At 36.3% G+C, this 23646-nt stretch carries 29 protein-coding genes and 1 riboswitch; of the genes, 12 read left to right on the forward strand and 17 right to left on the reverse strand.

Features of this window, described 5'->3' with window-relative positions; all coding sequences use genetic code 11:
* Positions 1-4: 4 nt before the first annotated feature.
* The 7 genes from AAG068_RS20520 to spoIIM form a co-directional block, all read right to left on the reverse strand.
* The gene (locus AAG068_RS20520) at positions 5-826 is read right to left on the reverse strand and encodes a purine-nucleoside phosphorylase (protein ID WP_001078446.1); all 822 of its coding nucleotides are present in this window, start codon (positions 824-826) and stop codon (positions 5-7) included.
* A 12-nt stretch (positions 827-838) separates the two neighbouring features.
* Complete coding sequence (gene deoB / locus AAG068_RS20525) at positions 839-2023, reverse strand: phosphopentomutase (RefSeq protein ID WP_342715647.1); 1185 nt, start codon at positions 2021-2023, stop codon at positions 839-841.
* A gap of 399 nt (positions 2024-2422) precedes the next feature.
* Positions 2423-3166 (reverse strand): FixH family protein, encoded by a 744-nt coding sequence (locus AAG068_RS20530; RefSeq protein ID WP_002107764.1) that lies wholly within the window; start codon positions 3164-3166, stop codon positions 2423-2425.
* 144 nt (positions 3167-3310) lie between these two features.
* Entirely contained in the window at positions 3311-4201 is an 891-nt protein-coding gene (gene xerD / locus AAG068_RS20535) for a site-specific tyrosine recombinase XerD (RefSeq protein WP_000390084.1), read from the reverse strand.
* A 6-nt stretch (positions 4202-4207) separates the two neighbouring features.
* On the reverse strand, positions 4208-4438 hold the full coding sequence (locus AAG068_RS20540; RefSeq protein WP_001250432.1) for a YqzK family protein: 231 nt from the start codon (positions 4436-4438) through the stop codon (positions 4208-4210).
* Positions 4439-4541: 103 nt separating this feature from the next.
* A complete protein-coding gene (locus AAG068_RS20545) occupies positions 4542-4997 on the reverse strand; it encodes a Fur family transcriptional regulator (protein ID WP_000392655.1) in 456 nt (151 codons plus the stop codon).
* Between the two features lie 106 nt (positions 4998-5103).
* On the reverse strand, positions 5104-5721 hold the full coding sequence (gene spoIIM, locus AAG068_RS20550; RefSeq protein WP_229200852.1) for a stage II sporulation protein M: 618 nt from the start codon (positions 5719-5721) through the stop codon (positions 5104-5106).
* Positions 5722-5876: 155 nt separating this feature from the next.
* Here spoIIM and AAG068_RS20555 point away from each other — a divergent pair, with 155 nt between their 5' ends.
* The gene (locus AAG068_RS20555; RefSeq protein ID WP_306183709.1) at positions 5877-6428 is read left to right on the forward strand and encodes a GNAT family N-acetyltransferase; all 552 of its coding nucleotides are present in this window, start codon (positions 5877-5879) and stop codon (positions 6426-6428) included.
* 24 nt (positions 6429-6452) lie between these two features.
* Here AAG068_RS20555 and AAG068_RS20560 read toward each other — a convergent pair whose 3' ends face one another.
* Positions 6453-6992 carry an NUDIX hydrolase gene (locus tag AAG068_RS20560; protein WP_000067041.1) on the reverse strand — a complete coding sequence of 180 codons (540 nt, stop codon included), beginning with the start codon at positions 6990-6992 and terminating at the stop codon, positions 6453-6455.
* A gap of 74 nt (positions 6993-7066) precedes the next feature.
* On the opposite strand from AAG068_RS20560, the gene mciZ reads away from it, so the two are divergent.
* Together mciZ and lolS are read left to right on the forward strand one after the other, a co-directional pair.
* On the forward strand, positions 7067-7195 hold the full coding sequence (gene mciZ / locus AAG068_RS20565; RefSeq protein ID WP_000870299.1) for a Z-ring formation inhibitor MciZ: 129 nt from the start codon (positions 7067-7069) through the stop codon (positions 7193-7195).
* 59 nt (positions 7196-7254) lie between these two features.
* A complete protein-coding gene (gene lolS, locus AAG068_RS20570; protein WP_342715648.1) occupies positions 7255-8169 on the forward strand; it encodes an aldo/keto reductase in 915 nt (304 codons plus the stop codon).
* A 29-nt stretch (positions 8170-8198) separates the two neighbouring features.
* Here the strand turns inward: lolS and AAG068_RS20575 are convergent, their stop codons facing one another.
* The 3 genes from AAG068_RS20575 to AAG068_RS20585 form a co-directional block, all read right to left on the reverse strand.
* Positions 8199-9026: an aldo/keto reductase gene (locus tag AAG068_RS20575; protein WP_342719795.1), complete on the reverse strand. Its 828-nt coding sequence runs from the start codon at positions 9024-9026 to the stop codon at positions 8199-8201.
* A 129-nt stretch (positions 9027-9155) separates the two neighbouring features.
* Complete coding sequence (locus tag AAG068_RS20580; protein WP_342715649.1) at positions 9156-9680, reverse strand: GrpB family protein; 525 nt, start codon at positions 9678-9680, stop codon at positions 9156-9158.
* A 68-nt stretch (positions 9681-9748) separates the two neighbouring features.
* The gene (locus AAG068_RS20585; RefSeq protein ID WP_342715650.1) at positions 9749-10012 is read right to left on the reverse strand and encodes a YqkE family protein; all 264 of its coding nucleotides are present in this window, start codon (positions 10010-10012) and stop codon (positions 9749-9751) included.
* Between the two features lie 201 nt (positions 10013-10213).
* Between AAG068_RS20585 and AAG068_RS20590 the strand changes: the two genes are divergently transcribed.
* A complete protein-coding gene (locus AAG068_RS20590; protein ID WP_342715652.1) occupies positions 10214-11803 on the forward strand; it encodes a bifunctional metallophosphatase/5'-nucleotidase in 1590 nt (529 codons plus the stop codon).
* Between the two features lie 122 nt (positions 11804-11925).
* On the opposite strand, the gene AAG068_RS20595 is transcribed toward AAG068_RS20590, so the two are convergent.
* The gene (locus AAG068_RS20595; protein WP_342715653.1) at positions 11926-12402 is read right to left on the reverse strand and encodes a ribbon-helix-helix domain-containing protein; all 477 of its coding nucleotides are present in this window, start codon (positions 12400-12402) and stop codon (positions 11926-11928) included.
* 121 nt (positions 12403-12523) lie between these two features.
* On the opposite strand from AAG068_RS20595, the gene AAG068_RS20600 reads away from it, so the two are divergent.
* Entirely contained in the window at positions 12524-13522 is a 999-nt protein-coding gene (locus AAG068_RS20600) for an alpha/beta hydrolase (RefSeq protein WP_342715654.1), read from the forward strand.
* A gap of 131 nt (positions 13523-13653) precedes the next feature.
* A complete protein-coding gene (locus tag AAG068_RS20605; protein ID WP_000994827.1) occupies positions 13654-14973 on the forward strand; it encodes a Na+/H+ antiporter family protein in 1320 nt (439 codons plus the stop codon).
* A 23-nt stretch (positions 14974-14996) separates the two neighbouring features.
* On the opposite strand, the gene AAG068_RS20610 is transcribed toward AAG068_RS20605, so the two are convergent.
* Positions 14997-15860 carry a LacI family DNA-binding transcriptional regulator gene (locus tag AAG068_RS20610; RefSeq protein WP_342715655.1) on the reverse strand — a complete coding sequence of 288 codons (864 nt, stop codon included), beginning with the start codon at positions 15858-15860 and terminating at the stop codon, positions 14997-14999.
* A 102-nt stretch (positions 15861-15962) separates the two neighbouring features.
* Positions 15963-16442, reverse strand: coding sequence for a GNAT family N-acetyltransferase (locus AAG068_RS20615; RefSeq protein ID WP_342715656.1), 480 nt, complete (start codon positions 16440-16442; stop codon positions 15963-15965).
* Between the two features lie 81 nt (positions 16443-16523).
* Between AAG068_RS20615 and AAG068_RS20620 the strand changes: the two genes are divergently transcribed.
* Positions 16524-17447: an alpha/beta hydrolase gene (locus AAG068_RS20620; protein WP_342715657.1), complete on the forward strand. Its 924-nt coding sequence runs from the start codon at positions 16524-16526 to the stop codon at positions 17445-17447.
* Between the two features lie 10 nt (positions 17448-17457).
* On the opposite strand, the gene AAG068_RS20625 is transcribed toward AAG068_RS20620, so the two are convergent.
* A complete protein-coding gene (locus AAG068_RS20625; RefSeq protein WP_342715658.1) occupies positions 17458-17703 on the reverse strand; it encodes a YqkC family protein in 246 nt (81 codons plus the stop codon).
* A gap of 139 nt (positions 17704-17842) precedes the next feature.
* Here AAG068_RS20625 and AAG068_RS20630 point away from each other — a divergent pair, with 139 nt between their 5' ends.
* The 5 genes from AAG068_RS20630 (at position 17843) to ribH (ending at position 22116) form a co-directional block, all read left to right on the forward strand.
* On the forward strand, positions 17843-18049 hold the full coding sequence (locus tag AAG068_RS20630) for a CDGSH iron-sulfur domain-containing protein (protein WP_163050891.1): 207 nt from the start codon (positions 17843-17845) through the stop codon (positions 18047-18049).
* A 189-nt stretch (positions 18050-18238) separates the two neighbouring features.
* A riboswitch (FMN riboswitch) is annotated at positions 18239-18382 on the forward strand.
* Positions 18383-18691: 309 nt separating this feature from the next.
* On the forward strand, positions 18692-19804 hold the full coding sequence (gene ribD, locus AAG068_RS20635; RefSeq protein ID WP_342715659.1) for a bifunctional diaminohydroxyphosphoribosylaminopyrimidine deaminase/5-amino-6-(5-phosphoribosylamino)uracil reductase RibD: 1113 nt from the start codon (positions 18692-18694) through the stop codon (positions 19802-19804).
* On the forward strand, positions 19786-20430 hold the full coding sequence (ribE, locus tag AAG068_RS20640) for a riboflavin synthase (RefSeq protein WP_342715660.1): 645 nt from the start codon (positions 19786-19788) through the stop codon (positions 20428-20430). The genes ribD and ribE overlap by 19 nt, the downstream gene beginning before the upstream one ends.
* A 12-nt stretch (positions 20431-20442) precedes the next feature.
* Positions 20443-21636, forward strand: a complete 1194-nt coding sequence (gene ribBA / locus AAG068_RS20645; protein WP_342715661.1) for a bifunctional 3,4-dihydroxy-2-butanone 4-phosphate synthase/GTP cyclohydrolase II — start codon at positions 20443-20445, stop codon at positions 21634-21636.
* 18 nt (positions 21637-21654) lie between these two features.
* Positions 21655-22116 carry a 6,7-dimethyl-8-ribityllumazine synthase gene (ribH, locus tag AAG068_RS20650; protein WP_342715662.1) on the forward strand — a complete coding sequence of 154 codons (462 nt, stop codon included), beginning with the start codon at positions 21655-21657 and terminating at the stop codon, positions 22114-22116.
* A 30-nt stretch (positions 22117-22146) separates the two neighbouring features.
* On the opposite strand, the gene AAG068_RS20655 is transcribed toward ribH, so the two are convergent.
* Positions 22147-22467 (reverse strand): hypothetical protein, encoded by a 321-nt coding sequence (locus tag AAG068_RS20655; protein ID WP_000549778.1) that lies wholly within the window; start codon positions 22465-22467, stop codon positions 22147-22149.
* 179 nt (positions 22468-22646) lie between these two features.
* On the reverse strand, positions 22647-23645 hold the full coding sequence (gene bioB / locus AAG068_RS20660; RefSeq protein ID WP_000815849.1) for a biotin synthase: 999 nt from the start codon (positions 23643-23645) through the stop codon (positions 22647-22649).
* Between the last annotated feature and the right edge of the window lies 1 nt (position 23646).

Here is a 23646-nt window from a genome sequence, read left to right on the forward strand (position 1 = left end):
GAGGTCACCCCTTCATTTGTTTTACGATTGCTTTTACTAATGCTAAGAAGTTAGCTTTAACACGTTCTGTCGTTTCAATTACTTCATCATGGTGAAGTGGCTGATCTAAAATACCAGCTGCCATATTTGAAATACAAGAAATACCAAGTACTTTCATACCAGCATGACGCGCTACAATTACTTCAGGTACCGTTGACATACCAACTGCATCTCCGCCAAGTGTACGAAGCATACGAATTTCAGCAGGTGTTTCATATACAGGACCTGTCATTCCAACGTATACACCTTCTTGTACTTTAATATTTAAGTCTGCTGCAACTTGTTTCGCCATTTCGCGAAGCTCTACTGTATATGATGTAGACATATCAGGGAAACGTACACCCATTTCAGAATCATTTGGTCCGATTAATGGATTTGTACCCATGAAGTTAATGTGATCTGAAATTAACATAAGATCGCCTGGTTCGAATGATGTATTTACACCACCAGCTGCATTTGTTACAACAACCGTTTCTACACCTAGTTCTTTCATAACACGAACTGGGAATGTTACTTTTTGCATATCGTATCCTTCATAGAAGTGGAAACGTCCTTGCATTGCTACTACTGTTACACCTTGAAGTGTACCGAATACTAGTTGGCCTGCATGACCTTCTACAGTTGATACTGGGAATTCAGGAATTTCACTGTAAGGTACTGTTACTGCGTTCTCGATTTCGTCTGCTAATACACCTAGCCCAGATCCAAGGATTAGTCCTACTTGTGGTGTCTCTTGAAATTTCTCTTTTAAGTATGAAGCTGATTTTGTAATAAGTTCACGATTCATTGGTTTATCCCCCTATTTCTTTAGTTCGTTTAAGAAGCTTGTTCCGTATTCTGGCATTTTCACACCGAAGTTTTCTGCTACAGTTGCACCAATATCAGCAAATGTTTGACGAAGTGGTAACTCTTGTCCACCTTCTTTCATGCTTGGGCTATATGCTAATAACGGTACATATTCACGTGTATGGTCAGTTCCGTGGTGAACTGGGTCATTCCCGTGGTCTGCTGTAATTAATAATAGATCATCTTCTTTTAGTTTTTCGAATACTTCTGGAAGACGTGCATCATATTCTTGCAATGCTTCTCCGTATCCTTGTGGATCACGGCGGTGACCGAATAATGCATCAAAGTCAACTAAGTTTAAGAAGCTAAGACCTGTAAAGTCCATATTTAATGTATCTACAAGCTTATCCATTCCATCCATATTAGACTTCGTACGAAGTGATTCAGTTACTCCTTCACCATCATAGATGTCAGAGATTTTACCGATAGCAATCACATCATAATCACTATCTTTTAATTCATTCATTACTGTACGGCCGAATGGTTTTAATGCATAGTCATGACGGTTCGGTGTACGAGTAAAGTTTCCAGGCTTACCAACGAATGGACGAGCGATAACGCGACCTACCATGTACTTCTCGTCTAACGTTAATTCACGTGCAATTTTACAAATTTTATATAACTCATCAAGCGGCACTACTTCTTCGTGTGCTGCGATTTGCAGAACGCTATCAGCAGAAGTGTAAACGATTAAAGAACCTGTTTCCATTTGTTCTTGACCAAGTTCATCAAGAATCTCAGTTCCAGAAGCTGGTTTATTACCGATGATTTTACGGCCTGTTTTTTCTTCTAATTCATCAAGTAATTCTTTTGGGAATCCTTCTGGGAACACTTGGAATGGTGTATCAATGTAAAGACCCATGATTTCCCAGTGACCTGTCATTGTGTCTTTACCAGTAGATTTCTCTTGCATTTTTGTATAATATCCAAGTGGTTTTTCTACTTTAGAGATGCCTTTCATTTCACGAATGTTACCAAGACCTAATTTCACCATGTTAGGCATTTGTAACCCATTCATATGTTCAGCAATGTGACCAATTGTGTCAGATCCTAAATCACCAAATTGTTCAGCATCTGGTGCTTCACCGATTCCAACAGAGTCCATTACGACTAGGAATATACGTTTATATTTATTCATAACTGCGACCTCCTATAAGTTCAGTTCTACTTCTTGTAGTATGTTCAAAACGCTATAAAGTGAAACTGTTCTCCATAAGAATTATCTTTCGTTCTCATTGTCAAACAGTACTTCTTTAAATGATTCTCTAACCTATTTCGTTTACTTTAAAACGACTCAAAAACATTTCTAGTTTTTCTAAGTCAGATGTCAGACATCTGATACTGATATCATAACATGTTTACGCTTTCTTTTTAATACATTTTCGTAGAATTTCTCATTTTCTTCACACTTCTATTGTAATCCATTATGCAAAGAAGTGCTAATGATTTTATGATTTATTTCTTCATATAAAGTGAAATTTTAATCTCTCCGCAAAGAACGAGATAAAAATAAAAAGCAGCTCTAATGAGCTACTTTTTATTTTACTTCTACTGTTTCTTCTTTATGTTCATGTAGTTCGCCTTTTTTAACATGAACTTTCACTTTGTAAGAACCGTTTTCTTTGAAAGTATGTTTCGTTTCATACTCTCCTTTATTTCCTTCTTTCGCTGGAATAAATTCGTGTTTTTCAACACCATCTTTCCAAATTTCAAGTTGGACTTCAGCACCAGTTAATGCTTCTTCTTTTTGTTTTAAGTGAACTTTCATTGTTGATTCAGCATTTGCTTTTATGTCACCAGCCATAAGGTGGATCATTGTATCGCTTTTATGATCGCCATGTCCTGCACCGTGATCACTATTTTCTTTTTTCGCATCTTCTACTTTCGCATTCCCTACAGCCACTTTTACTTCTGGCATAACATGCATTTCACGTGCATTTGTGTGAGCGATAATGTGGTATACTCCATCCGTCTCAAACGTTTTCTCTACCGCATAAACACCTTTTCCTTTATGCTTACCATCTAACATTTCGTGCTTTTCGTCGCCAGCTTTCCAAATTTCAAACTTTACATCATCAGCATCTGTTACCTTTTCTTTTCCTTGTGTAACAAGTGCTTGTACTTCTGTTTTTTCACCAGGTTTAATTTCCTTCGGATTTGTTTGAACTGCTACTTTTACAGCTTCTAGTTTCTGTTCTTTTTTCGGTTCTTCTTTGTTTGTATTACAGCCAGCCAATGCTAGCATCGCGATAAATAAAGTCATAATAAGTTTTTTCATCATCATTTCCTCCTTCATACCTTATTTAGTATAGAGGAAAAACATTGTAATATTCTAGTCTTCTGCTGAAAACAATGTACGAAATGTTTGTGAAGTTTCTGTGAAATACTATAGCCTTTTGAATCTATGAAAAAAAGAGCATAGTAACTATGCTCTCGGATGAAACTGTTTATATACATCTTTTAATCTAGTTTTTGAAACATGCGTATAAATTTGTGTCGTTGAAATATCTGCATGTCCAAGCATTTCTTGCACAGCGCGCAAGTCTGCTCCATTTTCTAATAAATGCGTAGCAAAAGAATGGCGCAATGTATGAGGTGTAAGCTCTTTTTCAATATTTGCTTCTTTCGCTAATCGTTTTAAAATTTTCCAAAAACCTTGTCTTGATAATCGATTCCCATGATGGTTTAAAAAGAGTGCATCTACTACTTTTTTACCCATCAATTCTCTTCTTCCCTTTTCAATATACTTTTGAATCGCTTCCGTCGCTAAACTTCCTAGTGGAATAATTCTTTCTTTATTCCCTTTCCCTATGCAACGAACGAACCCCATCGTTAAATGTACATCTTCTAAATTTAAGGCAATTAATTCCGAAACACGAAGCCCTGTTGCATACAGTAACTCTAGCATCGCTTTATCACGAACCCCAAAAGCACTCGTCATTTTTGGTGTCTGAAGTAACGCCTCTACTTCATCGACTGATAATACTTTCGGTAATTTCCGTTCTCCTTGTGGCGTCTCAATATGTACGGATGGATCGTGCTCTACCGCTCGTTCACGAAGTAAGAATTGGTGGAACGAACGGATCGATGCAATATGACGTGCTAATGTTTTCGAAGATTTTCCGTTTTCTTTTAAGTGCTGCAGAAAGTTAACAATGTGCAAGCGTGTCACTTCATGAAAGCTTTTCGCTTGTTCTACATTTTGCAAATACTTTACATAACTTTTTAAATCACGTTCATAAGATACTACTGTGTTTTTCGCTAGCCCTTTTTCGACAACCATATAATGAATAAAATCTTTTAATTGATCTTCCAATCTACACTACTCCCCATTTTCATAGAAAAACATCATTCTATTTACGAAAGCATCCTTTGCCGGCTCTTCATTCCCTGATACTTTTTCTACAGTCTCTTCTTTTGGCTTTTCATAACGATGATAGCTTTCATATTCTTCATTTATCCATAGTATAGCGAAATAAAACAAAATCGTACAACTTGTAAATAATAAAAATACTTTTATCCCATCAAAAGTTAATTTTAAAGCTCGGCGCATTGTAAATTCCTCCAAAATATAAGTTATTACAACATATGCCAAGCTTTCACCAATTTATACCTTATTCAAATAAAAAACCTCTTCCTAGTTAAATAGGAAAAGGTTATTTTTCATCCGTTTCATTTTCTTGACAATTTTTACAAATCCCATGGAATGTTAAACGATGATCCTTCACCTTAAAGCTCCAGTCATGTTCTACTTTCCTTTCCACTTCACCAAGTAAATCTTCTTGTATTTCTTGTACAGCACCACATTGTGTACAAATCAAATGATGGTGGAAACGCTGCGCACCTTCTTGGCGTAAGTCATAGCGTGAAACACCGTCTCCGAAGTTAATCTTATCGACAACTTTTAACTCAGATAATAGTTCTAAAGTTCGATAGACGGTTGCTAATCCGATCTCTGGCGACTTTTCTTTTACAAGGAGGTAAACATCTTCTGCGCTTAAATGATCTTCTTCATTTTCTAGCAGCACACGAACTGTTGCTTCACGTTGCGGTGTTAATTTGTAGCTCGCTGCATGTAATTGCTTCTTAATTCGTTCAATTCTTTCTTCCATTCGGTACTACTCCCTCCTCGCCACTCTTACACCATTATATCAGAAGAAGGGCTTCTGTCAAAAGAAAAACAATAAAAACAAATTGATAATTATTCTCATAAAGTATTTATTGTTTATTAATAGCCTCAACGACTTCTTTCATTAAAACTGGTGATGCATAAGCTTCTACACTAGAAGCAAGAGCTAGCACCGCTCCAATGATAAGAAAGAAGCATGTATAACGAATTAATAATGGTAATAGCGGCTCGGTTATTTTCCGTATAAATTGATGCCTAATCATTCGTAAGGAAAAGCTTGCAGCAATTGTTGTCATAACAAGAAATACTGGAATGATAATGAGATTTTGCGGCAATACAGAAACGAATGCTAATAATAATCCATTCCATCCATGCTGACTTACTAAAAAACCTACTGTAAATCCGACAACTACTCCTTTTACAAACAATAAAATAAAAATAAGTGGCAATCCAATAATTGAAATCCCTAAAATCCAAATAAATCCAATGTATTTTAATTGTGAAAAGTAACTTTCTCGAAACATTTCGCTTGCAATAGCAAATTCTCCTTTAGAAACTTGTCCAAAAAAACGTTGTAAATAAAATGATAAATCTTGTTTTTGATTTAATTGTAAACTATTTACGAGAATCGCTCCAAATATTACTCCCATCAATAATAAAACAGCGTTAAATATATATAATGAAGAGTTTTCCTGTATGTGAGACATTACACGGTCTTGCCAAGTTTTTCGCCACATTTTTCTTCCCTCCGTTCACACTCTTACTAAAAATGTATGAAAGAAAGAAAAAAGTATGACGAATTAACATTGAAATTCCGCTCTACTTTGCTAAACTAAAAAGTAGAGAATAGGAGGGATTTCTCTTGAAACCATTATTATTAGATTTTCCAACATTATTTCAAACTGAACGCTTACAAGTTCGTAAGCCATTTCCAGGTGATGGTGCAGAAGTGTACGAAGCAATCCAAGCTTCTCTAGAAGACTTAGTACCGTGGATGCCAATTAAAGCTGAAACAGAAGAAAGTGCTGAAGAAATCGTTCGTAACGCTCACGGACAGTTTTTACTTCGTGAAACACTTGATTTTCACTTATACGATAAAGTATCAGGTACATTCATCGGAGCTATAACGCTCAAGCCTGAAAACTGGGATATTCCAAAGTTTTCACTTCACTTCTGGCTGCATAGTGCTTATACAAAACAAGGCTATATGACTGAAGCTATTAAAGGTGCCATTCAATTTGCCTTTGATAAGCTAAGTGCTAGAAGAGTTGAAATTCGTATTGATGCAACAAATACAAATGCATGCAACCTAGCGGAACGTTTAGAATTTATTCTAGAAGGTACAATGGAAAATGATTTCATAGCACCAGATGGTAGCTTACGTGATGCACGCGTATACGCAAAAATCAATTAAAAAACACTCGCCTTTGGCGAGTGTTTATTTTTGTAGTTGTAAATATTGTACTGCAAACATCGTCTTCGCATCATGAATACGAAGATCTTTCATAAGAGTAATCGCCTCTTCTAACGATACTTCCATCAATTCCACAAACTCATCTTCATCTAACTCAGCTTTATTTTCTTTCTTCGTCAAACCTGTCGCTTTATATACGTATAAAATTTCATCTGCAAATCCTGGAGATGTATAGAAAGAAGTAATAAGCTCCATATTTTCACATACATAACCTGTTTCCTCTTCTAATTCACGAACTGCTGTCACCTCAGGTTTTTCACCAGGTTCTAACTTGCCCGCCGGAATTTCTATAATCGCCTTTTCAAGCGCTTTACGATACTGCTCAACAAGCACAATTTTCCCCTCATCAGTAATAGCAATAATAGCAACTGCACCAGGGTGATTTACAATTTCACGTTTACTCATTGCTCCATTTGGTAATACTACATCATCAACACGAACTTTTATAACTCTACCATCAAAAATCGGTTCAGTTTTTACTGTTCTCTCTGCAAGATTACTCATACTACTTCATCTCCCTGTTCTATTTCCTATTCTTTCCTCATACATTTTACCACATTGAAAGGAGCGTGATAGAAATGAAAGTTTATATTTTACCAAATCGCGTCACTTTAGTCGGAAAAGCGTGGCAAATTCGCCATAAGCTAAAACAATATGGCAAAGAGTATACAACTGTACAAGAGTGGATTACAGCAACTAAAAAGTAAACGTTTGTCAACCTCTTTTCCCTTGCGTACAATAAGAATAAGGATAAGGAGGTTGACTTATGAAAAAACGTCAATTAGGAAACTCAGATTTATTTGTGACAGAAATGGGACTTGGCTGTATGTCTCTCGGTACATCTGAAACAGAAGCTATGCGTATTATCGATGAAGCAATCGATTTAGGAATCAATTTTTTTGATACAGCGAATTTATATGATTATGGATTAAACGAAGAATTTGTTGGAAAAGCCTTAAAAGGAAAACGAGACCAAATTATTCTTACAACGAAGGTTGGAAATCGATGGACAGAAGAAAAAAACGGCTGGTCTTGGGATCCTTCTAAAAATTACATAAAGGCTGAAGTGAAAGAAAGTTTACGTAGACTTCAAACTGATTATATTGATTTATATCAACTTCATGGCGGGACGATTGAAGATCCTATAGATGAAACAATTGAAGCCTTTGAAGAATTAAAAAAAGAAGGTATCATTCGCCAATATGGTATTTCTTCAATACGTCCAAATGTCATCCGTGAGTATGCAAAACGTTCAAATATCGTTAGTGTACTAATGGAATATAGCCTTTTAAACCGTCGCCCTGAAGAATGGTTCCCACTTCTAAATGAACATCAAATTAGCGTCATTGCTCGTGGGCCACTTGCAAAAGGAATTTTAACTGACAATAATGCAAGAAAGATAGAAAGAGTAAAAGAAAAAGATTACCTTTCTTATTCTTACGATGAATTATATGCGACGCTTGCAAATGTAAAAGAAATAATTGGAGAAAACTCCTTAACTGGAACGGCTATTCAATATTGCTTACATAACGAAAGTGTTGCAGCTGTTATACCTGGTGCAAGCTCTATTCAACAATTACAAGAAAATGTACAGTTTAGTAAACAAATAGAGTTAACAACAGCAGAATATATACAACTTCAACAAATTGCTAAATGTGATACCTACGCTTTACATCGTTAAAAAGACGCTACCAGTATGGTAGCGTCTTTTTATAGCGTATCATATTTATCAGGATTCGTTCCTACATGTAAATTACGATTTAACGTATTAATTTGAGTCATCTCTTCTTCTGTTAGTGAAAAATCAAAGATAGTAAAATTCTCCTTAATGCGAGATGGTGTAACAGATTTAGGAATCGTCACTACCCCGCTTTGAATATCCCATCTTAATATAACTTGCGCAGGTGTTTTATTATATTTGGTCGCAATGGCCTGAATAATCGGGTGCTCGAATACTTCCCCGCCTCTCATTAATGGGCTCCATGCTTCCATTTGAATTTGCTCACCTTGGCAGAAATCACGCAATTCAAATTGAGCTAACATCGGATGAAGTTCCACTTGGTTTACCATCGGCTTCACCTTACAATTTGGCAATAACAGCTCTAAATGATGTTTATGAAAATTAGAAACACCAATCGCTCGCACTTTACCTTCTTCATACAGTTTTTCTAACGCTCGGTACGTATCAACATACTTTCCTCTTATTGGCCAATGTATTAAATATAAATCTACATAGTCCATCTGTAATTTCTTTAAGCTTTTTTCAAACGCCTCAAGTGTTTCCTCGTACCCTTGATCGTCGTTCCAAACTTTTGTTGTAATAAATATGTCTTCTCTCGGAATCCCTGATTCACGAACCGCTTCTCCGACACCGCTTTCATTTTCATATACAGTCGCTGTATCAATCGAACGGTATCCAACTTCTAACGCTGTTTTTACTGCTTGTTTTACTTCGTCGCCTTCTTTCGCTTTATAAACGCCTAGACCAATCATCGGCATTTTTACGCCATTATGAAGTGTAGTTGTTGGAATGTGCACAGTCGTCTCCCTTTCATTATTACGTTTTTTTATAAGCCACCACTTTATTTGAACAAGATTCAACCAAAAAGTCAAAACATATGTACAGTTTACATAATAAATTTATACACCTTCAATAATAGCGTGAACTCATTCATTCACGTTATTTTCTCTCCATTTCTTCGCTTTTTCATCAACATTACGTACAAACTCAGTTTTCCCTTCCGAATATAAGGTGCCATCATATGTATATTTTTCAGCTAATTCTCTCTTTAAAGTTGCATATGCCTCAGCTTCTTCACAATGAGCCATCATGTAATCACGAAATGCTAAATGCCTTACTATTTCAGGATTTCCTTTTTCAAACACGTGTAAGTGATACGAGCGTTTTTCCTCCGTTCCATGAATAAAATAACGACGTCTTGAAATACCATTCTCCCCTTTTACGATATAGCCAAGCTCTTCAAAACGTTCATTCCACCTATCTACTCTATCGATACTCTCTACTTCCATAATCATATCTATAATTGGTTTCGCTGCCAATCCTGGCACCGACGTACTTCCAATATGATGGACCTTCACCTTTTCTGGCATCGCCGCTTTTAATCTTTCAGCCTCCATTTGAAACTTTTCGTTCCAATGATTGTCATGCGGAACGACTACAATTTCCCTCATGTAATCTCCCCTTTTCTTACAAGCTCGTCAAAAAAATGATCAGCGGTATTCACTGATCATTTTTTGTATTATTTAAAGTCTTTCCAAGTAAGGCTACTTTCACTTAACAGTTCTTCAAATGATTTATTCTTTTCACGTTCTTTTTGTTCTTGGCGCTTTCTTTCCTGTTCAGCTGCCACTTTTTCCTCTTCTCTCACTTGCAACTCTTTCTTCTTATTCTTTAATTGCTGCATGAGTGAATCATTTAATTGATCACCTAATGTAAGCGACTCTTTCTTTGGTTGATTCACTTGCGCTTGTCTTTGCATTTGTCTTTGTTTCTTTTTCTTCATACTACTCACCTTTTACTTTTTTCTCCATTATAGTAGATACACAATGAACGCGCCAATAAAAAAGGTTCTTTACTCTATTATTCACCTTTTGTAAATATGTTAATTTTTCGAAAAAACTAAATTTTTATATAGATATAATCCTATGAATCTATTAAAATTATGTCGTATGATGTCAGATTATAAAAAAAGGAGAATTAGATTATGTGGAAAAAAATCATTCCTGCTGTTGCCGTTTTAAGCACCATTACCTTTTCAACCGTATTTGCCGCTCCCCCATCCCAGACTCCAGCTGAACAAAACCGCTACATAGACGTACAAATGCTTGGTATTAATGATTTCCATGGACAACTAGATACTGTTAAAAAAATTAATAACAAAGAAGCTGGTGGCGCTGATTACTTAGCTACTTATTTAAAAGAACGTAAAAAGCAAAACCCGAATACACTTCTCGTACATGCTGGCGATATTGTCGGAGCTAGTCCACCAGTTTCAGCATTGTTACAAGACGAACCAACGATTGAATTTTTAAATGACTTAAAATTTGATGTTGGTACAATCGGAAACCACGAATTTGATGAAGGTATCGATGAAATGAAACGTCTCATTTACGGTGGATATCATGAGAAAACAGGTAATTTCAAAGGCGCAAATTTCCCTTATGTCGCTGCAAACTTCTATAACAAATCAACTGGTCGCTTATTTTTACCACCATTTACTGTAAAAATGGTAGATGGTGTTCCTGTAGGATTCATTGGCGTAGTTACAACTGATACACCAAATGTCGTGATGCCTACTATGCTTAAAAATGTACAGATCACTGACGAAGTAGAAGCAATTAATAAATCAGCGCAACAATTAAAGCGTCTCGGTGTTAAATCCATCGTCGTCCTTGCCCATGTTGGCGGAACAACTGATGAGTCTGGCGTGACAAATGGAGACCTTACTCGAATTGCAAACGAAACAGATCCAGAAGTTGACGTTATTTTCGGTGGGCATAGTCACACGTATGTAAATGGTACTGTAAATAATAAACTAATCGTCCAAGCGAACTCTTACGGAACAGCATTTTCAGACGTAGATGTAACAATTGATCGTAAAACAAAAGATATTGTAAAGAAAAAAGCTGAAGTGATTACAACATATCATGAAGGTGTAGAACCTGATAAACAAGTAAAACAAAAAATAAATCAATATAAAGAAAAAATCGCACCACTTGTAAATGAAGTAGTAGGAAAATCTACAGCAGCTATTGACCGTAAACAAAATGATGCTGGTGAATCTACTCTTGGGAATGTAATTGCGGATGCACAACGTCAAACGATGCAAGTGCAAATTGCACTTATGAATCCTGGTGGTATTCGTAATGACTTAGATGCTGGCGATATTACATGGGGCGAATTATACGGCATTCAACCTTTTGGAAACCAATTAATTAAAGTAGATTTAACAGGCCAAGATATTCGCGACATTTTAAATCAGCAATGGCAAAAAGGTACGACGCGCATGCTTCAAATTTCAGGTATTCAATATACGTGGGATGCCAATAAACCAAATGGTGAAAAAGTTACAAATATACGTTTGACAAACGGAGAAGAATTATCTCCATCTAAAACGTATAGCGTAGTTGCAAATGCTTTCTTAGCTTCTGGCGGTGACGGATTTGTATCATTTAAAAATGGTAAAAATGCAGAAACTGGTCCAAACGACTTTGAAGCGCTAGTCGATTACGTAAAACAATTAAAAGAGCCCATTCAGCCAGTTATTGATGGAAGAATTCAAAAGCTAAATTAAGTATTTCCTTAATATGCGATCCAAATTTTTAATATAAAGGATACGCACTTATACTTGATTCACAATATTAGTAAAACCTAAAAAGGATACTCGTTCTTACAATGAACATAGTATCCTTTTCTTTATTTATCCAAATGGGATGTGTTGTTAAAATCGTATTGTTGTAAAAATTGTTGTAACGCCTCTTCTACAAGTTTAGATTTTTGAATTCCTTTCAATTCTGATATAACGTCTAATTTTGCTAATATTTCTTTATTAATAGAAAAAGTACGTTTCTTTTTTTCTGTACTTATACTCATAATTGGCGTGATTACTTCTTCTCTCTTTCTTAATAACGCATAAATACTTTGTAATTGTTCATAAATTAATAATTGATAATCCGTTTTCTCATATTGAAGGGCTGTCGCTTCTTGGAGTTGTAAGTGACGAGGTTCTTCTCCATCTCCTACAAAAATACGTTTCTTCTGTTCTCCATCATACTCGTATCCAATTAATCTTAATTTCTTCGATAATGTATACGGGCTTATTTCAAGACGGTTTGCTATGATAGCGATGGGTTCACGTCTATTTAAACAATCTATAATTTCTCCAATCGTCACAATTTCCCTCCTCCCGTGTTGAAATGACACTAGTATGGTATGTTACAATGATTTTCTAACAGTATATGCAAAACGAATAGCCTGTGCGATTCATACGATTTCAGAAAAGGAGGTTTTCAATATGCTTTTCCGTAGCTATACCCCTCAGTTTTATAATGAAAATAAACAAATCATTCCTAATAGTATCGCTACGATGGAAAGCGTTATGATTCATAATCGAAAACAAACTCTCCTTATGCGCGGGCAAAACGTAGAGCAACCTATTTTATTATGCTGTCACGGCGGACCGGGCATGGCACAAATTGGATTTATTCGTCATTTTCAAAAAGAATTAGAGAAACACTTCATCGTAATTAATTGGGATCAGCGCGGGGCAGGTAAATCCTTTTCAATGAAAGATTTTGGAGCAAATTTTACAATCGAACAATTCGTGTCCGATGCAAAAGAAGTAATTCAACATGTACTTAAAAAGTTCAATAAACAGAAACTATTTCTCGCTGGTCATTCTTGGGGAAGCATTATTGGGCTTAACATAGCACATCAATATCCACAGTATATCGAGGCTTACATCGGTATTGGTCAGATTGTACATATGAAACAAAACGAAGAATTGCTATATCAGCATTTAATTCGTTCTGCCAAAAAACATGATCATAAAAAAGCATTAGCGTCTCTTTTAAAATTAGGAAAACCACCATTTTTAGATACGAGACGCCTTATTATTCAAAGAAAATGGCTTGGTACATTCGGAGGAGCAATCCAAAACGGATCTTCCTTTTCTTTCATACGAAAAGGTTTCTTTTCTCCTGAATATACGCTATTAGATTGGTTCAAGTTTCTCGCAGGCAATTTAAAATCCGGCATTTTATGGGAAGAAATGCTAACAATCGATTTCTTTTCTTCTATTTCAAGTTTATCTATTCCGATTTATTTTTGTTCTGGTCGCTATGATTATCAAACTCCTTACGCACTCGTTCAGGAGTATTGTGATGTGATAGAAGCGCCCATAAAAAAGATGATTTGGTTCCCAAATTCAGCACATTCTCCCGATTTAGAAGAACCAGAATTATTCGCTCAGTCTTTACAATCCATTAAACAAGAGCTAGCTTTTCAGCATTAGTAATAAAAGGCTCTTTTACATTTCATAGAAAACAATTTATAATAATATGTCGCAACTATGTATAAATATAGCAAGGTGCTTCATATTTACTTGCCTTAACACAATAAAATTTTGGGGAGATTACATTTCTTATGAATGCTGTACTCGTCGCAGTAGCAGTTATGCTATTGCTTAGTTTGTTACGTGTCCAGGTCATTGTCGCCATCATTGTTGGAGCTTTAACAGGCGGAATTATCGGCGGACTCGGTATTTCAGAAACGATTAACACTTTTACAACTGGTCTTGGAAACAGCGCTCCAATCGCTTTAAGTTATGCAATGCTCGGCGGTTTCGCTATTTCACTTTCCAAAACAGGACTTCCAGATGCCATGATTCAAACTGCATTAAAATGGATTGGCAATGAACAAGACACGAAAAAACAAGTTTATTCTAAAATACTTATTCTATTCATCATTTTAACAATGGCTTGTTTCTCACAAAATGTGATTCCTGTCCATATCGCTTTCATCCCCATCCTAATTCCAGCACTTTTAAAAGTATTAAATGAGCTGAAAGTGGATCGCAGACTTGTTACATGTATTATTACATTCGGATTGATTACTCCTTATATGTGGATTCCAGCAGGGTTCGGAAAAATTTATCATGATGTATTGCAAACAAATGCTGCGCAAAGCGGTCTTACATTTGATGTCGCGCTTATTCCAAAAGCAATGACTATTCCAGCAATCGGTATGATTATCGGATTATGTGTAGCGGTTTTCATTACATACCGAAAGCCTCGTACGTATGAAACAGAACAAATTCATACTACCGCAAATGAAATCGTTCCCTATACAAAGCGTAGCATTACTTTCGGGTTGTTATCTATCATTGCCACATTAACTGTTCAATTAGCAACAGAATCCATGATTTTCGGTGCTTTAGCGGGGATTATCGTCTTATCAGTAAGTGGTAGTCTACCTCTTAAAGAAGCAGATGCAATATTAACAAGCGGAATGCGCATGATGTCCTTTATCGGTTTTGTTATGATCGCAGCCGCTGGGTTTGGCGCTGTTCTTCGAAAAACAGGACATGTTGAATCTCTTGTGCAAACAAGTGCACATATAATTGGAAATAATAAACCACTCGCAGCCTTTCTTATGCTTGTGATTGGACTTCTTGTTACGATGGGAATTGGTTCATCTTTTTCAACCATCCCTATTTTAACAACAATTTTTGTACCTCTTTGCATGCAGCTTGGATTTAGTCCAATGGCCACCATTGCAATCATCGGTACAGCCGGAGCGCTAGGCGATGCAGGATCTCCAGCATCAGATAGTACACTTGGACCAACATCCGGTTTAAATGCTGATGGTCAACATCATCATATATGGGATACATGTGTACCAACTTTTCTGCATTATAATATACCGTTACTTATATTCGGCTTTATTGCCGCCATTACATTATAAAAGGTGCGTTTTATACGCACCTTTTACTTTTTTATTTTTCCTTTTAATTGTTGCATCGCTATTTTCCCATTTTCTTCGATACAACTTTCCATTTGCATAAATGACGGGCATGTCCATTCACTGTCTATACTCCCGTTCAGTCCAATAATTCTCAATTTATCCGGTATACGGATATTTAAGTTTTTTGCTGCTCGAATTAACTCAAAAGTAATCTTATCACTTGAAGTTACAATTCCATCTATATACGGATAAGTTTGCAATAATGTAATAAACTGTTTATTCGTATACCCTTGTACACATACTTCTCGATAAGAGATTCCTTCCTCCCAAACAGCGTCTAAAAATCCTGATATGTACTCTTCCATTTCTTCACTATCTTCGCCCTCACCGAAATAAGCAAGAAAGTGACAGCCTTTTTCTTTTAATAAAGAGACCGCTATTTGGCCACTTTCATAATAATTTGCATGGGATTTTTTTTCATCAATCACAACAAACGGAAATGGGATTTCTCCTATACTTTTAAAAACGGATCTTGTCAAAATAACACCTGCAACGTTATTTTCCTTCAACATATGTATGTATCTATCTTTATTCTCTATATTACAAACAATAGTTTGATATCCTTCTTTATACGCTATTTCCTCCATACAATGTAGCAAAGTGATGTTTGATGGGTCATATAGATTATCTACAAGTAATGCAATTATCGTTGAATTCTCTTTAAATAATGGCTTTGCTGCACTATTTGGCCTATAACGTAATTCCTCAATTGCTTCTTTTACTTGTTTTACTGTGTCCTCATGAACGTATCCTTTTTCATTCATAACTCGTGAAACGGTTGCGACTGAAACACCTGCCAATTTTGCAACATCACGTATAGTTGCCACATCGTCACCCCTTAATATGGTAATAGATTACAATTTTACGGTAACCTAAATTACAATATTCGTCAAGGTTAATAACTTATATTTCTGAAAATTGTTACATCACTACACTAAACTATATTCTAATTGAATTTCATGTAAAATCGGGATATTATCATACCCAATAAGCGGAATCTCTTTCTTTATTTTTCGTGCCTCATCAACCGCATTCACATATAAATTCGTCATCAAAAAATTACGTTTTTGGTAAAAACGTAACGCATTCATATTATCATTTGTTGTAATGAGCCAAACCCGACCGCACCGCTCTGCTTCTGCAATTTGTAATACACAATCTACAAGTTTCGTCCCTATTCCTTTTCTTTCTTCAAAGCTATCTAACGATACAATTTCGCACATATTTCCAATCACTTCATACGTTATAATTCCGATTATTCTGTCATTCGAGAGCGCAACAAATCCTGACAACTCTTCTAATTGATGCCTCTTTCCACGTGAAACCATTAATGAGCTACCCCAGTTCTCACACATGAACATTCGGATTGTTTCTTTCATCGCTGGCGTAATTTTTTGTATATGCACCATCTCCTATTTCTCCCCTTTTCTATCATTGTGATACAATATAAGTGTATCACATGTAACGGTATTTGGAGGATGAGGTAAAGTATGAAACGTTTTTTTGCAGCATTGTTTACTATACTAGGTGCGATAACTGCCCTTGGGATTTTCTTTACAAATAAAGTGATGTACTTAAAGAAAAAAACAGAGGAAGAAGTACTCGAAAGAGAAACGAAAAAACATTTTCGTATAGAAGATTTTGATGCCCTTCATAAAGAAGAAATTCATATTCCTTCGCAATTCGGATATGATCTTCACGGATATTACATTCCTGCTGGTCATTCCAACAAATTTATGGTTTTCTGTCACGGCGTAACTGTAAATAAAATGAACTCTGTAAAATATGCAAACTTATTTTTAAACAGAGGATATAATGTCGTTATTTACGATCATCGTCGTCATGGTAAAACTGGTGGAAAAACAACAAGCTATGGATACTATGAGAAACATGATTTAAAATCTGTAGTTGACTGGCTAAAAAATCGTTTTGGAACAAATATAACACTCGGTATTCATGGTGAATCGATGGGAGCTGCGACACTTCTTCAGTATGCAGGACTTGTAGAAGATGGCGCTGATTTCTATATTGCAGATTGTCCTTTTTCTGATTTCTACGGGCAATTACAGCACCGTTTAAAAGTTGAATTCCATTTACCTAAATGGCCTTTATTACCTTTAGCAAATGCTTTTTTAAAAGTGCGTGACGGTTATACGATTCGTGAAGTTTCACCAATCGATTGTATAAAAAACATTAACAATCCCGTCCTCTTTATTCATAGTAAAGATGATGATTATATTTTAGCTGATATGACGAAAGCACTATATGAAGCGAAGGAAAACAATAAACAACTTTATATTGCAGAACACGGCGCACACGCTTGCTCTTATAATGAAAATAAAGAAGAGTATGAAGCAGCCGTTGATCAATTTTTAAACTCCTATGTAAAAGAAACAAAAAACAGGCTTGCATAAGCCTGTTTTTTTATTGCGCTAAAACGTCTGTAACTTGTTCCATATTTTCAGAAATCCATTGCACTGCTTCATCGAGTGTTGGAAATTCTGTCGTTTGAAATGTTACCTCATCTTGAAGTAACCAAACATCCTTTGACTCTTGTCCTACACCTGCAATGGACCAGTGTAACAAACTATATGGATGATTATCATTCAAAAATGATGCCCACGTGCGCTCATTTGCAATATTTCGTAATGTACGTAATTGTTTATCCATCTTTCGTCACCTTACTCTAGTCAGTTATAAAAAACATTATAACACTCTCTTCTCTCCCAAAGAAAGTGCTCTTTTCATATTGTCAAGTACTTCTCTTAATTATATGATGAAATTAAGCGTTTGGGAAGGAGGGATAGCGTTGGCAAAAGTACAGATTAAAGTAAATGATAATGGCTCTTTTCGCGTTACAGGGGACGTGGAATTAGTTGATTCACAAGGGAATGTATTTCCAGCAAAATCGGCATTTTCTTTATGCCGTTGTGGTTTATCAAAAAATATGCCTTATTGCGATGCTTCGCATAAAGGAAAATTCGAGTCTGTTGTTAGAGCACCAGAGGCAGAATAATTTCACATGTGACATGCACATTTTTTGTGCATGTTTTTTCTTTTGATCAACTCCATTACATCCCTTCTCCTTACAACATTTCTCATACTTTTGTCTTCATGCCAGCATACATATATTTTCACACAATTCTTCACATTCGAATATTTTTTACTAGCCTTTTTTCTTTTTTGTGCTATAATTTGAGCAAACAACATCCTTCGGGGTCGGGTGAAATTCCCAACCGGCGGTGATGAAGTGCAAACTTCTAAGTCCGTGACCCGTTTTCAACTCGAAAACGGTGGATCTAGTGAAACTCTAGGGCCGACAGTATAGTCTGGATGGGAGAAGGATATGTTTTCTAGTAATTTTATATAGCGAATACACTTTTATTTCAGTATGCATATTTTTAAAGTTTCATTTTGAATCTTTATATATGTTTTATTTTGTATACTTATGTTTCTATACTGGAATAAAAAGATACGACTAGCGTTTGAAAAATTCGATATTTTGCTAGGTTTTTTCCTTATGCCAAAATATCAATCATCGTTAGGTTTCTTTCCTATACTTTCGTATTCGAACTATATTTCTAGAAATCACGTCTCCCAAACCCCAAGGATATAAAATCCTTGGGGTTTTTTGACTTTTTCAGGAGAGGTGAAGAGAATGACAGATCAAGAATATATGAGGATTGCCCTACAGTTAGCAGAAGGAACATCCGGACAAACAAGTCCAAATCCTATGGTTGGTGCTGTTGTTGTAAAAGATGGAAACATCATCGGTATGGGAGCTCATTTGCGTGCTGGTGAAGAACACGCAGAAGTTTATGCTCTTCATATGGCTGGTGAAAAAGCAAAAGGAGCTACCGTTTATGTAACACTTGAACCGTGTAGCCATTTTGGAAAAACACCACCTTGCTGTGAATTGCTCATCAAAAAAGGAGTCAAACGGGTTGTAATTGCTACTCTTGATTGTAATCCGCTCGTTTCTGGTAATGGAAAAAGAAAATTAGAGGAAGCTGGAATCGAAGTAACTACTGGTGTTCTTGAAGCGGAAGCAGTTTTATTAAATCGCTACTTTTTTCACTACATGAAAACGAAACGTCCATTTGTAACAATAAAAACAGCAATGAGCTTAGACGGAAAAACAGCGACTGTCACTGGTGAAAGTAAGTGGATTACAGGTGAAGAAGCACGAGCTGATGTTCACCAATATCGCCATACACATGATGCAATTCTCGTAGGAGTGAATACAGTTATAGCTGATAATCCGCATTTAACAACACGAATTCTTAACGGGGGTAAACATCCTATACGCGTTATTTTAGATACGCATTTACGAACGCCACCATCTTCTCATGTCATAACAGATGGCTTAGCACCGACATGGATTTTTGTTGGTAAGGATGTAACTAAAGAGAAAATAGCTTCTTATGAATCTGAAAATATAGTGATATTCCAAATGAAAACGAAGCAAATTGAAATACAAGATATTTTAGACCTACTCGGCGAAAAACAAATCCTATCTCTTTTCGTTGAAGGTGGTCAAACAGTTCATGCAAGTTTCTTACAAACAAATAATTTCAATGAAATTATAACTTATATAAGTCCAAAATTAATTGGCGGAAATGATGCCCCTACTTTATTTGGTGGAAATGGTTTTTCAACATTACAAGATGCACTTTCCTTGAAAATTCAAGAGATGAAACAAATTGGCGATAATATAAAAATTGTTGCGCATGCCCGAAGTGAGGTGACGGAATGTTTACAGGAATTGTAGAAGAATTAGGAACGATTGCAAACATGCAACAAAGCGGAGAAGCGATGAAGTTAACGATCCATGCAAATAAAATTTTATCAGATGTTCACTTAGGTGATAGTATCGCGGTGAACGGTATTTGCTTAACTGTAACGAGTTTCACAACAACTTCATTCACAGTAGACGCAATGCCTGAAACGATGCAATCAACATCACTTCGCATGCTTAAACCGCAATGCAAAGTAAATTTAGAACGTGCAATGGCGGCAAATGGACGATTCGGTGGACATTTCGTTTCAGGGCATATTGATGGCATCGGGACGATTTTAAGCAAAAAACATCACTATAATGCCGTCTATTACAAAATAGCTATTTCTGATGAATTGCTGCGCTATTGTTTGCATAAAGGTTCCGTTGCTATTGATGGAACGAGTTTAACAATATTTGATATAGATGAATCTTCCATTACAATCTCACTCATCCCGCACACAGTAAGTGAATCTGTTATTGGAGAAAAGAACGCCGGTGACATCGTAAACATTGAGTGCGACATAATTGGTAAATATATCGAACGCTTTATTTCTAAACCTGTAAAACGAACAAATTCAATGACCGAAAGCTTTTTACAAGAAAACGGATTTCTATAAGGGGGAAGCATGATGTTTCATCGTATTGAAGAAGCTCTAGAAGATTTAAAACAAGGAAAAGTCGTGATTGTATGTGATGATGAAAATCGTGAAAATGAAGGCGATTTTATCGCTTTAGCGGAATATATTACGCCAGAAACGATTAACTTTATGATTACACATGGGCGTGGTCTCGTTTGTGTACCAATTACAGAAGGGTACGCAGAACGTCTACAATTAGAACCAATGGTAGCTCATAATACAGATTCGCATCATACTGCATTTACAGTGAGTATTGATCACGTTTCTACAACAACAGGAATTAGCGCTCACGAACGTGCAACTACGATACAAGAAATGTTAAATCCTGCATCAAAAGGTGCTGATTTCAATCGTCCGGGACATATCTTTCCATTAATTGCGAAAGAAGGCGGTGTCCTGCGCCGTGCTGGTCATACAGAAGCCGCTGTCGATTTAGCACAGCTTTGCGGAGCAGAACCAGCTGGTGTCATTTGCGAAATTATTAATGAGGACGGTACGATGGCACGCGTACCTGATTTACTACAGTGCGCAAAACAATTTGATATAAAAATGATTACAATAGAAGATTTAATTGCTTATCGCCGCCACCATGAAACATTAGTGACGCGAGAAGTGGAAATTACATTACCTACAGATTTCGGTACTTTCCATGCGATTGGCTATTCTAATTCATTAGATTCGAAAGAGCATATTGCACTCGTAAAAGGTGATATTTCAACAGGAGAGCCTGTACTTGTACGCGTTCATTCAGAGTGCTTAACAGGAGATGTATTTGGCTCGTGCCGCTGTGATTGCGGACCACAACTCCATGCTGCGCTTGCTCAAATTGAGCGTGAAGGAAAAGGTGTTCTTCTTTATATGAGACAAGAAGGACGAGGTATTGGGCTTCTGAATAAGCTTCGCGCTTATAAGTTACAAGAAGAAGGCTTCGATACTGTAGAAGCAAATGAAAAGCTTGGATTCCCAGCTGATTTGCGTGATTACGGTATTGGCGCTCAAATTTTAAAAGATTTAGGTTTACAACATTTACGATTATTAACGAATAATCCTCGAAAAATTGCTGGCTTACAAGGTTACGATTTAGAAGTAATCGAGCGTGTACCGTTACAAATGCCAACAAAAGAAGAGAATAAAGCGTATTTACAAACGAAAGTAAACAAATTAGGACATTTACTAAACTTATAATTAAAGGAGAGATTTATTATGGTATTCGAAGGTCATTTAGTTGGTACAGGATTAAAAGTTGGGGTTGTTGTTGGACGTTTTAATGAATTTATTACAAGTAAGTTACTTGGCGGAGCTTTAGATGGATTAAAGCGTCACGGTGTAGAAGAAGCTGATATCGATGTTGCTTGGGTTCCTGGTGCATTTGAAATTCCTTTAATCGCTAAAAAGATGGCTAATAGCGGGAAGTATGATGCTGTTATTACGTTAGGCACTGTCATTCGCGGTGCTACAACACATTACGATTACGTTTGTAATGAAGTGGCAAAAGGTGTTGCATCTTTATCACTACAAACAGACATTCCCGTTATTTTCGGTGTATTAACGACCGAAACAATCGAGCAAGCGATTGAACGCGCAGGCACGAAAGCTGGTAATAAAGGCTATGAATCCGCCGTTGCTGCAATTGAAATGGCTCATTTATTAAAACAATGGGCATAAAAAAATAAAAAAGAGGCTGCGGCCTCTTTTTTATTTTTTTACTTTTTTCCGCACATCTTTTATTAATTCATCCATTGTTTTTCCTTCTGTTTGTATACGAAGCGTTTGTGCTGTTCTCCATACATTCTCTCTTTTCTTCGCTTCTTCTATAATAGTAATTTCTTTTCGTACTTCCTTTAAATCTTTCCCTTCTGTTTTCAATCCAAAATGTTCAGCTTTCGTTCGAAAATGTTGTTCAATTCGTTGTTGCATCTCTTTTTGTTCAGGATTTTCGGCGGCCTTAACTGGATCAGCACTTATCGCTTTTAGTAAAATTAGACAAGTCATAATCGCTAATATATATTTGTGCATATAAAATCCTCCAACCCAATATAAATTACATATTTACTATGTACAATTGGGGCTTGGAAAATTCGTCCACCAAAATTCTTTTTTTCGCTCAAAAGCCAATAATATCAAGCGTTCACAATTATTTATTACATTTTATTTACAAAAAAGCAAACTCTTTTACAAGTTTGCTTTTTTCTATCTTATAATGCACATTCCTCAATCTCAAACCCTAAATCTTCGATCATACCCCAGTCTGCAGTCGGTTCTTGTCCAGCTGTCGTTAAGTAGTCTCCAACAAAAATAGAGTTTGCTGCAAATAAACCGATTGGCTGTACAGAACGCAAATTAATTTCACGCCCTCCTGAAATACGAATTTCTTTCGTTGGGTTTACAAAGCGCATCATCGCCAGCACTTTTAAACATTCTACTGGTGTTAACTCCTTTTGACCTTCAAGCGGCGTACCTTTTACAGCAACAAGGAAATTACATGGAATTGAATCTGCATCTATACGTTGTAATTCGAATGCAATTTCAGCACGCTCTTCTATTGTCTCTCCCATTCCAAAAATCGCTCCTGAGCATGGTGAAATACCCGCTTGTTTCGCTTTTTGGACTGTATCAACACGATCATCATACGTATGAGTGGAGCAAATGCTTTCGTAATTATTCGCATGTGTATTTAAGTTGTGGTTATAACGGTGTACACCCGCTTCTGCTAAACGTCCTGCTTGATCTTCGTTTAAGAAACCTAAACAACAACAAATCTTCAAATCTGTCGTTTCACGAATCTCTTTAACTGCTCCAATTACGTGATTCACCTCTTTATCCGTCGGACGACGACCAGATGCCACAATACAATATGTACCCGCTTTACGGCGAATTGCTTCATGTGCTCCTTCTACAATCTTTTCCTGCGTTAGCCATGCATATTTATCAATCGGTGCTTCTGAAATAATAGACTGTGAACAATATCCGCAATCTTCAGGGCATAATCCAGACTTCGTATTAATAATCATATTTAATTTTACTTTCTTACCAAAGTGATGATGGCGAATAATGTAAGCTGCATTCATAATTTCTAAAATCTCTGTATCGTCGGCCTCTAATATCGCTATTGCATCTTCTTTCGTAATCATTTTCTCTTCTACTACGTCGTATGCAAGTTTTTTCCAATCCCTTTTTGTTTGTACTTGTTTCATT

The organism is Bacillus paramycoides, assembly GCF_038971285.1.
Taxonomy (GTDB): Bacteria; Bacillota; Bacilli; order Bacillales; family Bacillaceae_G; genus Bacillus_A.

Coding starts and splice junctions, on each gene's coding strand:
- AAG068_RS20580 (WP_342715649.1), bottom strand. CDS start 9,680: ATGAGGGAAATTGTAGTCGTTCCGCATGACAATCATTGGAACGAAAAG.
- AAG068_RS20520 (WP_001078446.1), bottom strand. CDS start 826: ATGAATCGTGAACTTATTACAAAATCAGCTTCATACTTAAAAGAGAAA.
- AAG068_RS20585 (WP_342715650.1), bottom strand. CDS start 10,012: ATGAAGAAAAAGAAACAAAGACAAATGCAAAGACAAGCGCAAGTGAAT.
- deoB (WP_342715647.1), bottom strand. CDS start 2,023: ATGAATAAATATAAACGTATATTCCTAGTCGTAATGGACTCTGTTGGA.
- AAG068_RS20545 (WP_000392655.1), bottom strand. CDS start 4,997: ATGGAAGAAAGAATTGAACGAATTAAGAAGCAATTACATGCAGCGAGC.
- bioB (WP_000815849.1), bottom strand. CDS start 23,645: ATGAAACAAGTACAAACAAAAAGGGATTGGAAAAAACTTGCATACGAC.
- AAG068_RS20620 (WP_342715657.1), top strand. CDS start 16,524: ATGAAACGTTTTTTTGCAGCATTGTTTACTATACTAGGTGCGATAACT.
- ribD (WP_342715659.1), top strand. CDS start 18,692: ATGACAGATCAAGAATATATGAGGATTGCCCTACAGTTAGCAGAAGGA.
- AAG068_RS20540 (WP_001250432.1), bottom strand. CDS start 4,438: ATGCGCCGAGCTTTAAAATTAACTTTTGATGGGATAAAAGTATTTTTA.
- ribE (WP_342715660.1), top strand. CDS start 19,786: ATGTTTACAGGAATTGTAGAAGAATTAGGAACGATTGCAAACATGCAA.
- ribBA (WP_342715661.1), top strand. CDS start 20,443: ATGTTTCATCGTATTGAAGAAGCTCTAGAAGATTTAAAACAAGGAAAA.
- lolS (WP_342715648.1), top strand. CDS start 7,255: ATGAAAAAACGTCAATTAGGAAACTCAGATTTATTTGTGACAGAAATG.
- ribH (WP_342715662.1), top strand. CDS start 21,655: ATGGTATTCGAAGGTCATTTAGTTGGTACAGGATTAAAAGTTGGGGTT.
- AAG068_RS20530 (WP_002107764.1), bottom strand. CDS start 3,166: ATGATGAAAAAACTTATTATGACTTTATTTATCGCGATGCTAGCATTG.
- AAG068_RS20590 (WP_342715652.1), top strand. CDS start 10,214: ATGTGGAAAAAAATCATTCCTGCTGTTGCCGTTTTAAGCACCATTACC.
- AAG068_RS20560 (WP_000067041.1), bottom strand. CDS start 6,992: ATGAGTAATCTTGCAGAGAGAACAGTAAAAACTGAACCGATTTTTGAT.
- mciZ (WP_000870299.1), top strand. CDS start 7,067: ATGAAAGTTTATATTTTACCAAATCGCGTCACTTTAGTCGGAAAAGCG.
- AAG068_RS20600 (WP_342715654.1), top strand. CDS start 12,524: ATGCTTTTCCGTAGCTATACCCCTCAGTTTTATAATGAAAATAAACAA.
- AAG068_RS20615 (WP_342715656.1), bottom strand. CDS start 16,442: ATGGTGCATATACAAAAAATTACGCCAGCGATGAAAGAAACAATCCGA.
- AAG068_RS20605 (WP_000994827.1), top strand. CDS start 13,654: ATGAATGCTGTACTCGTCGCAGTAGCAGTTATGCTATTGCTTAGTTTG.
- AAG068_RS20655 (WP_000549778.1), bottom strand. CDS start 22,467: ATGCACAAATATATATTAGCGATTATGACTTGTCTAATTTTACTAAAA.
- AAG068_RS20625 (WP_342715658.1), bottom strand. CDS start 17,703: ATGGATAAACAATTACGTACATTACGAAATATTGCAAATGAGCGCACG.
- spoIIM (WP_229200852.1), bottom strand. CDS start 5,721: ATGTCTCACATACAGGAAAACTCTTCATTATATATATTTAACGCTGTT.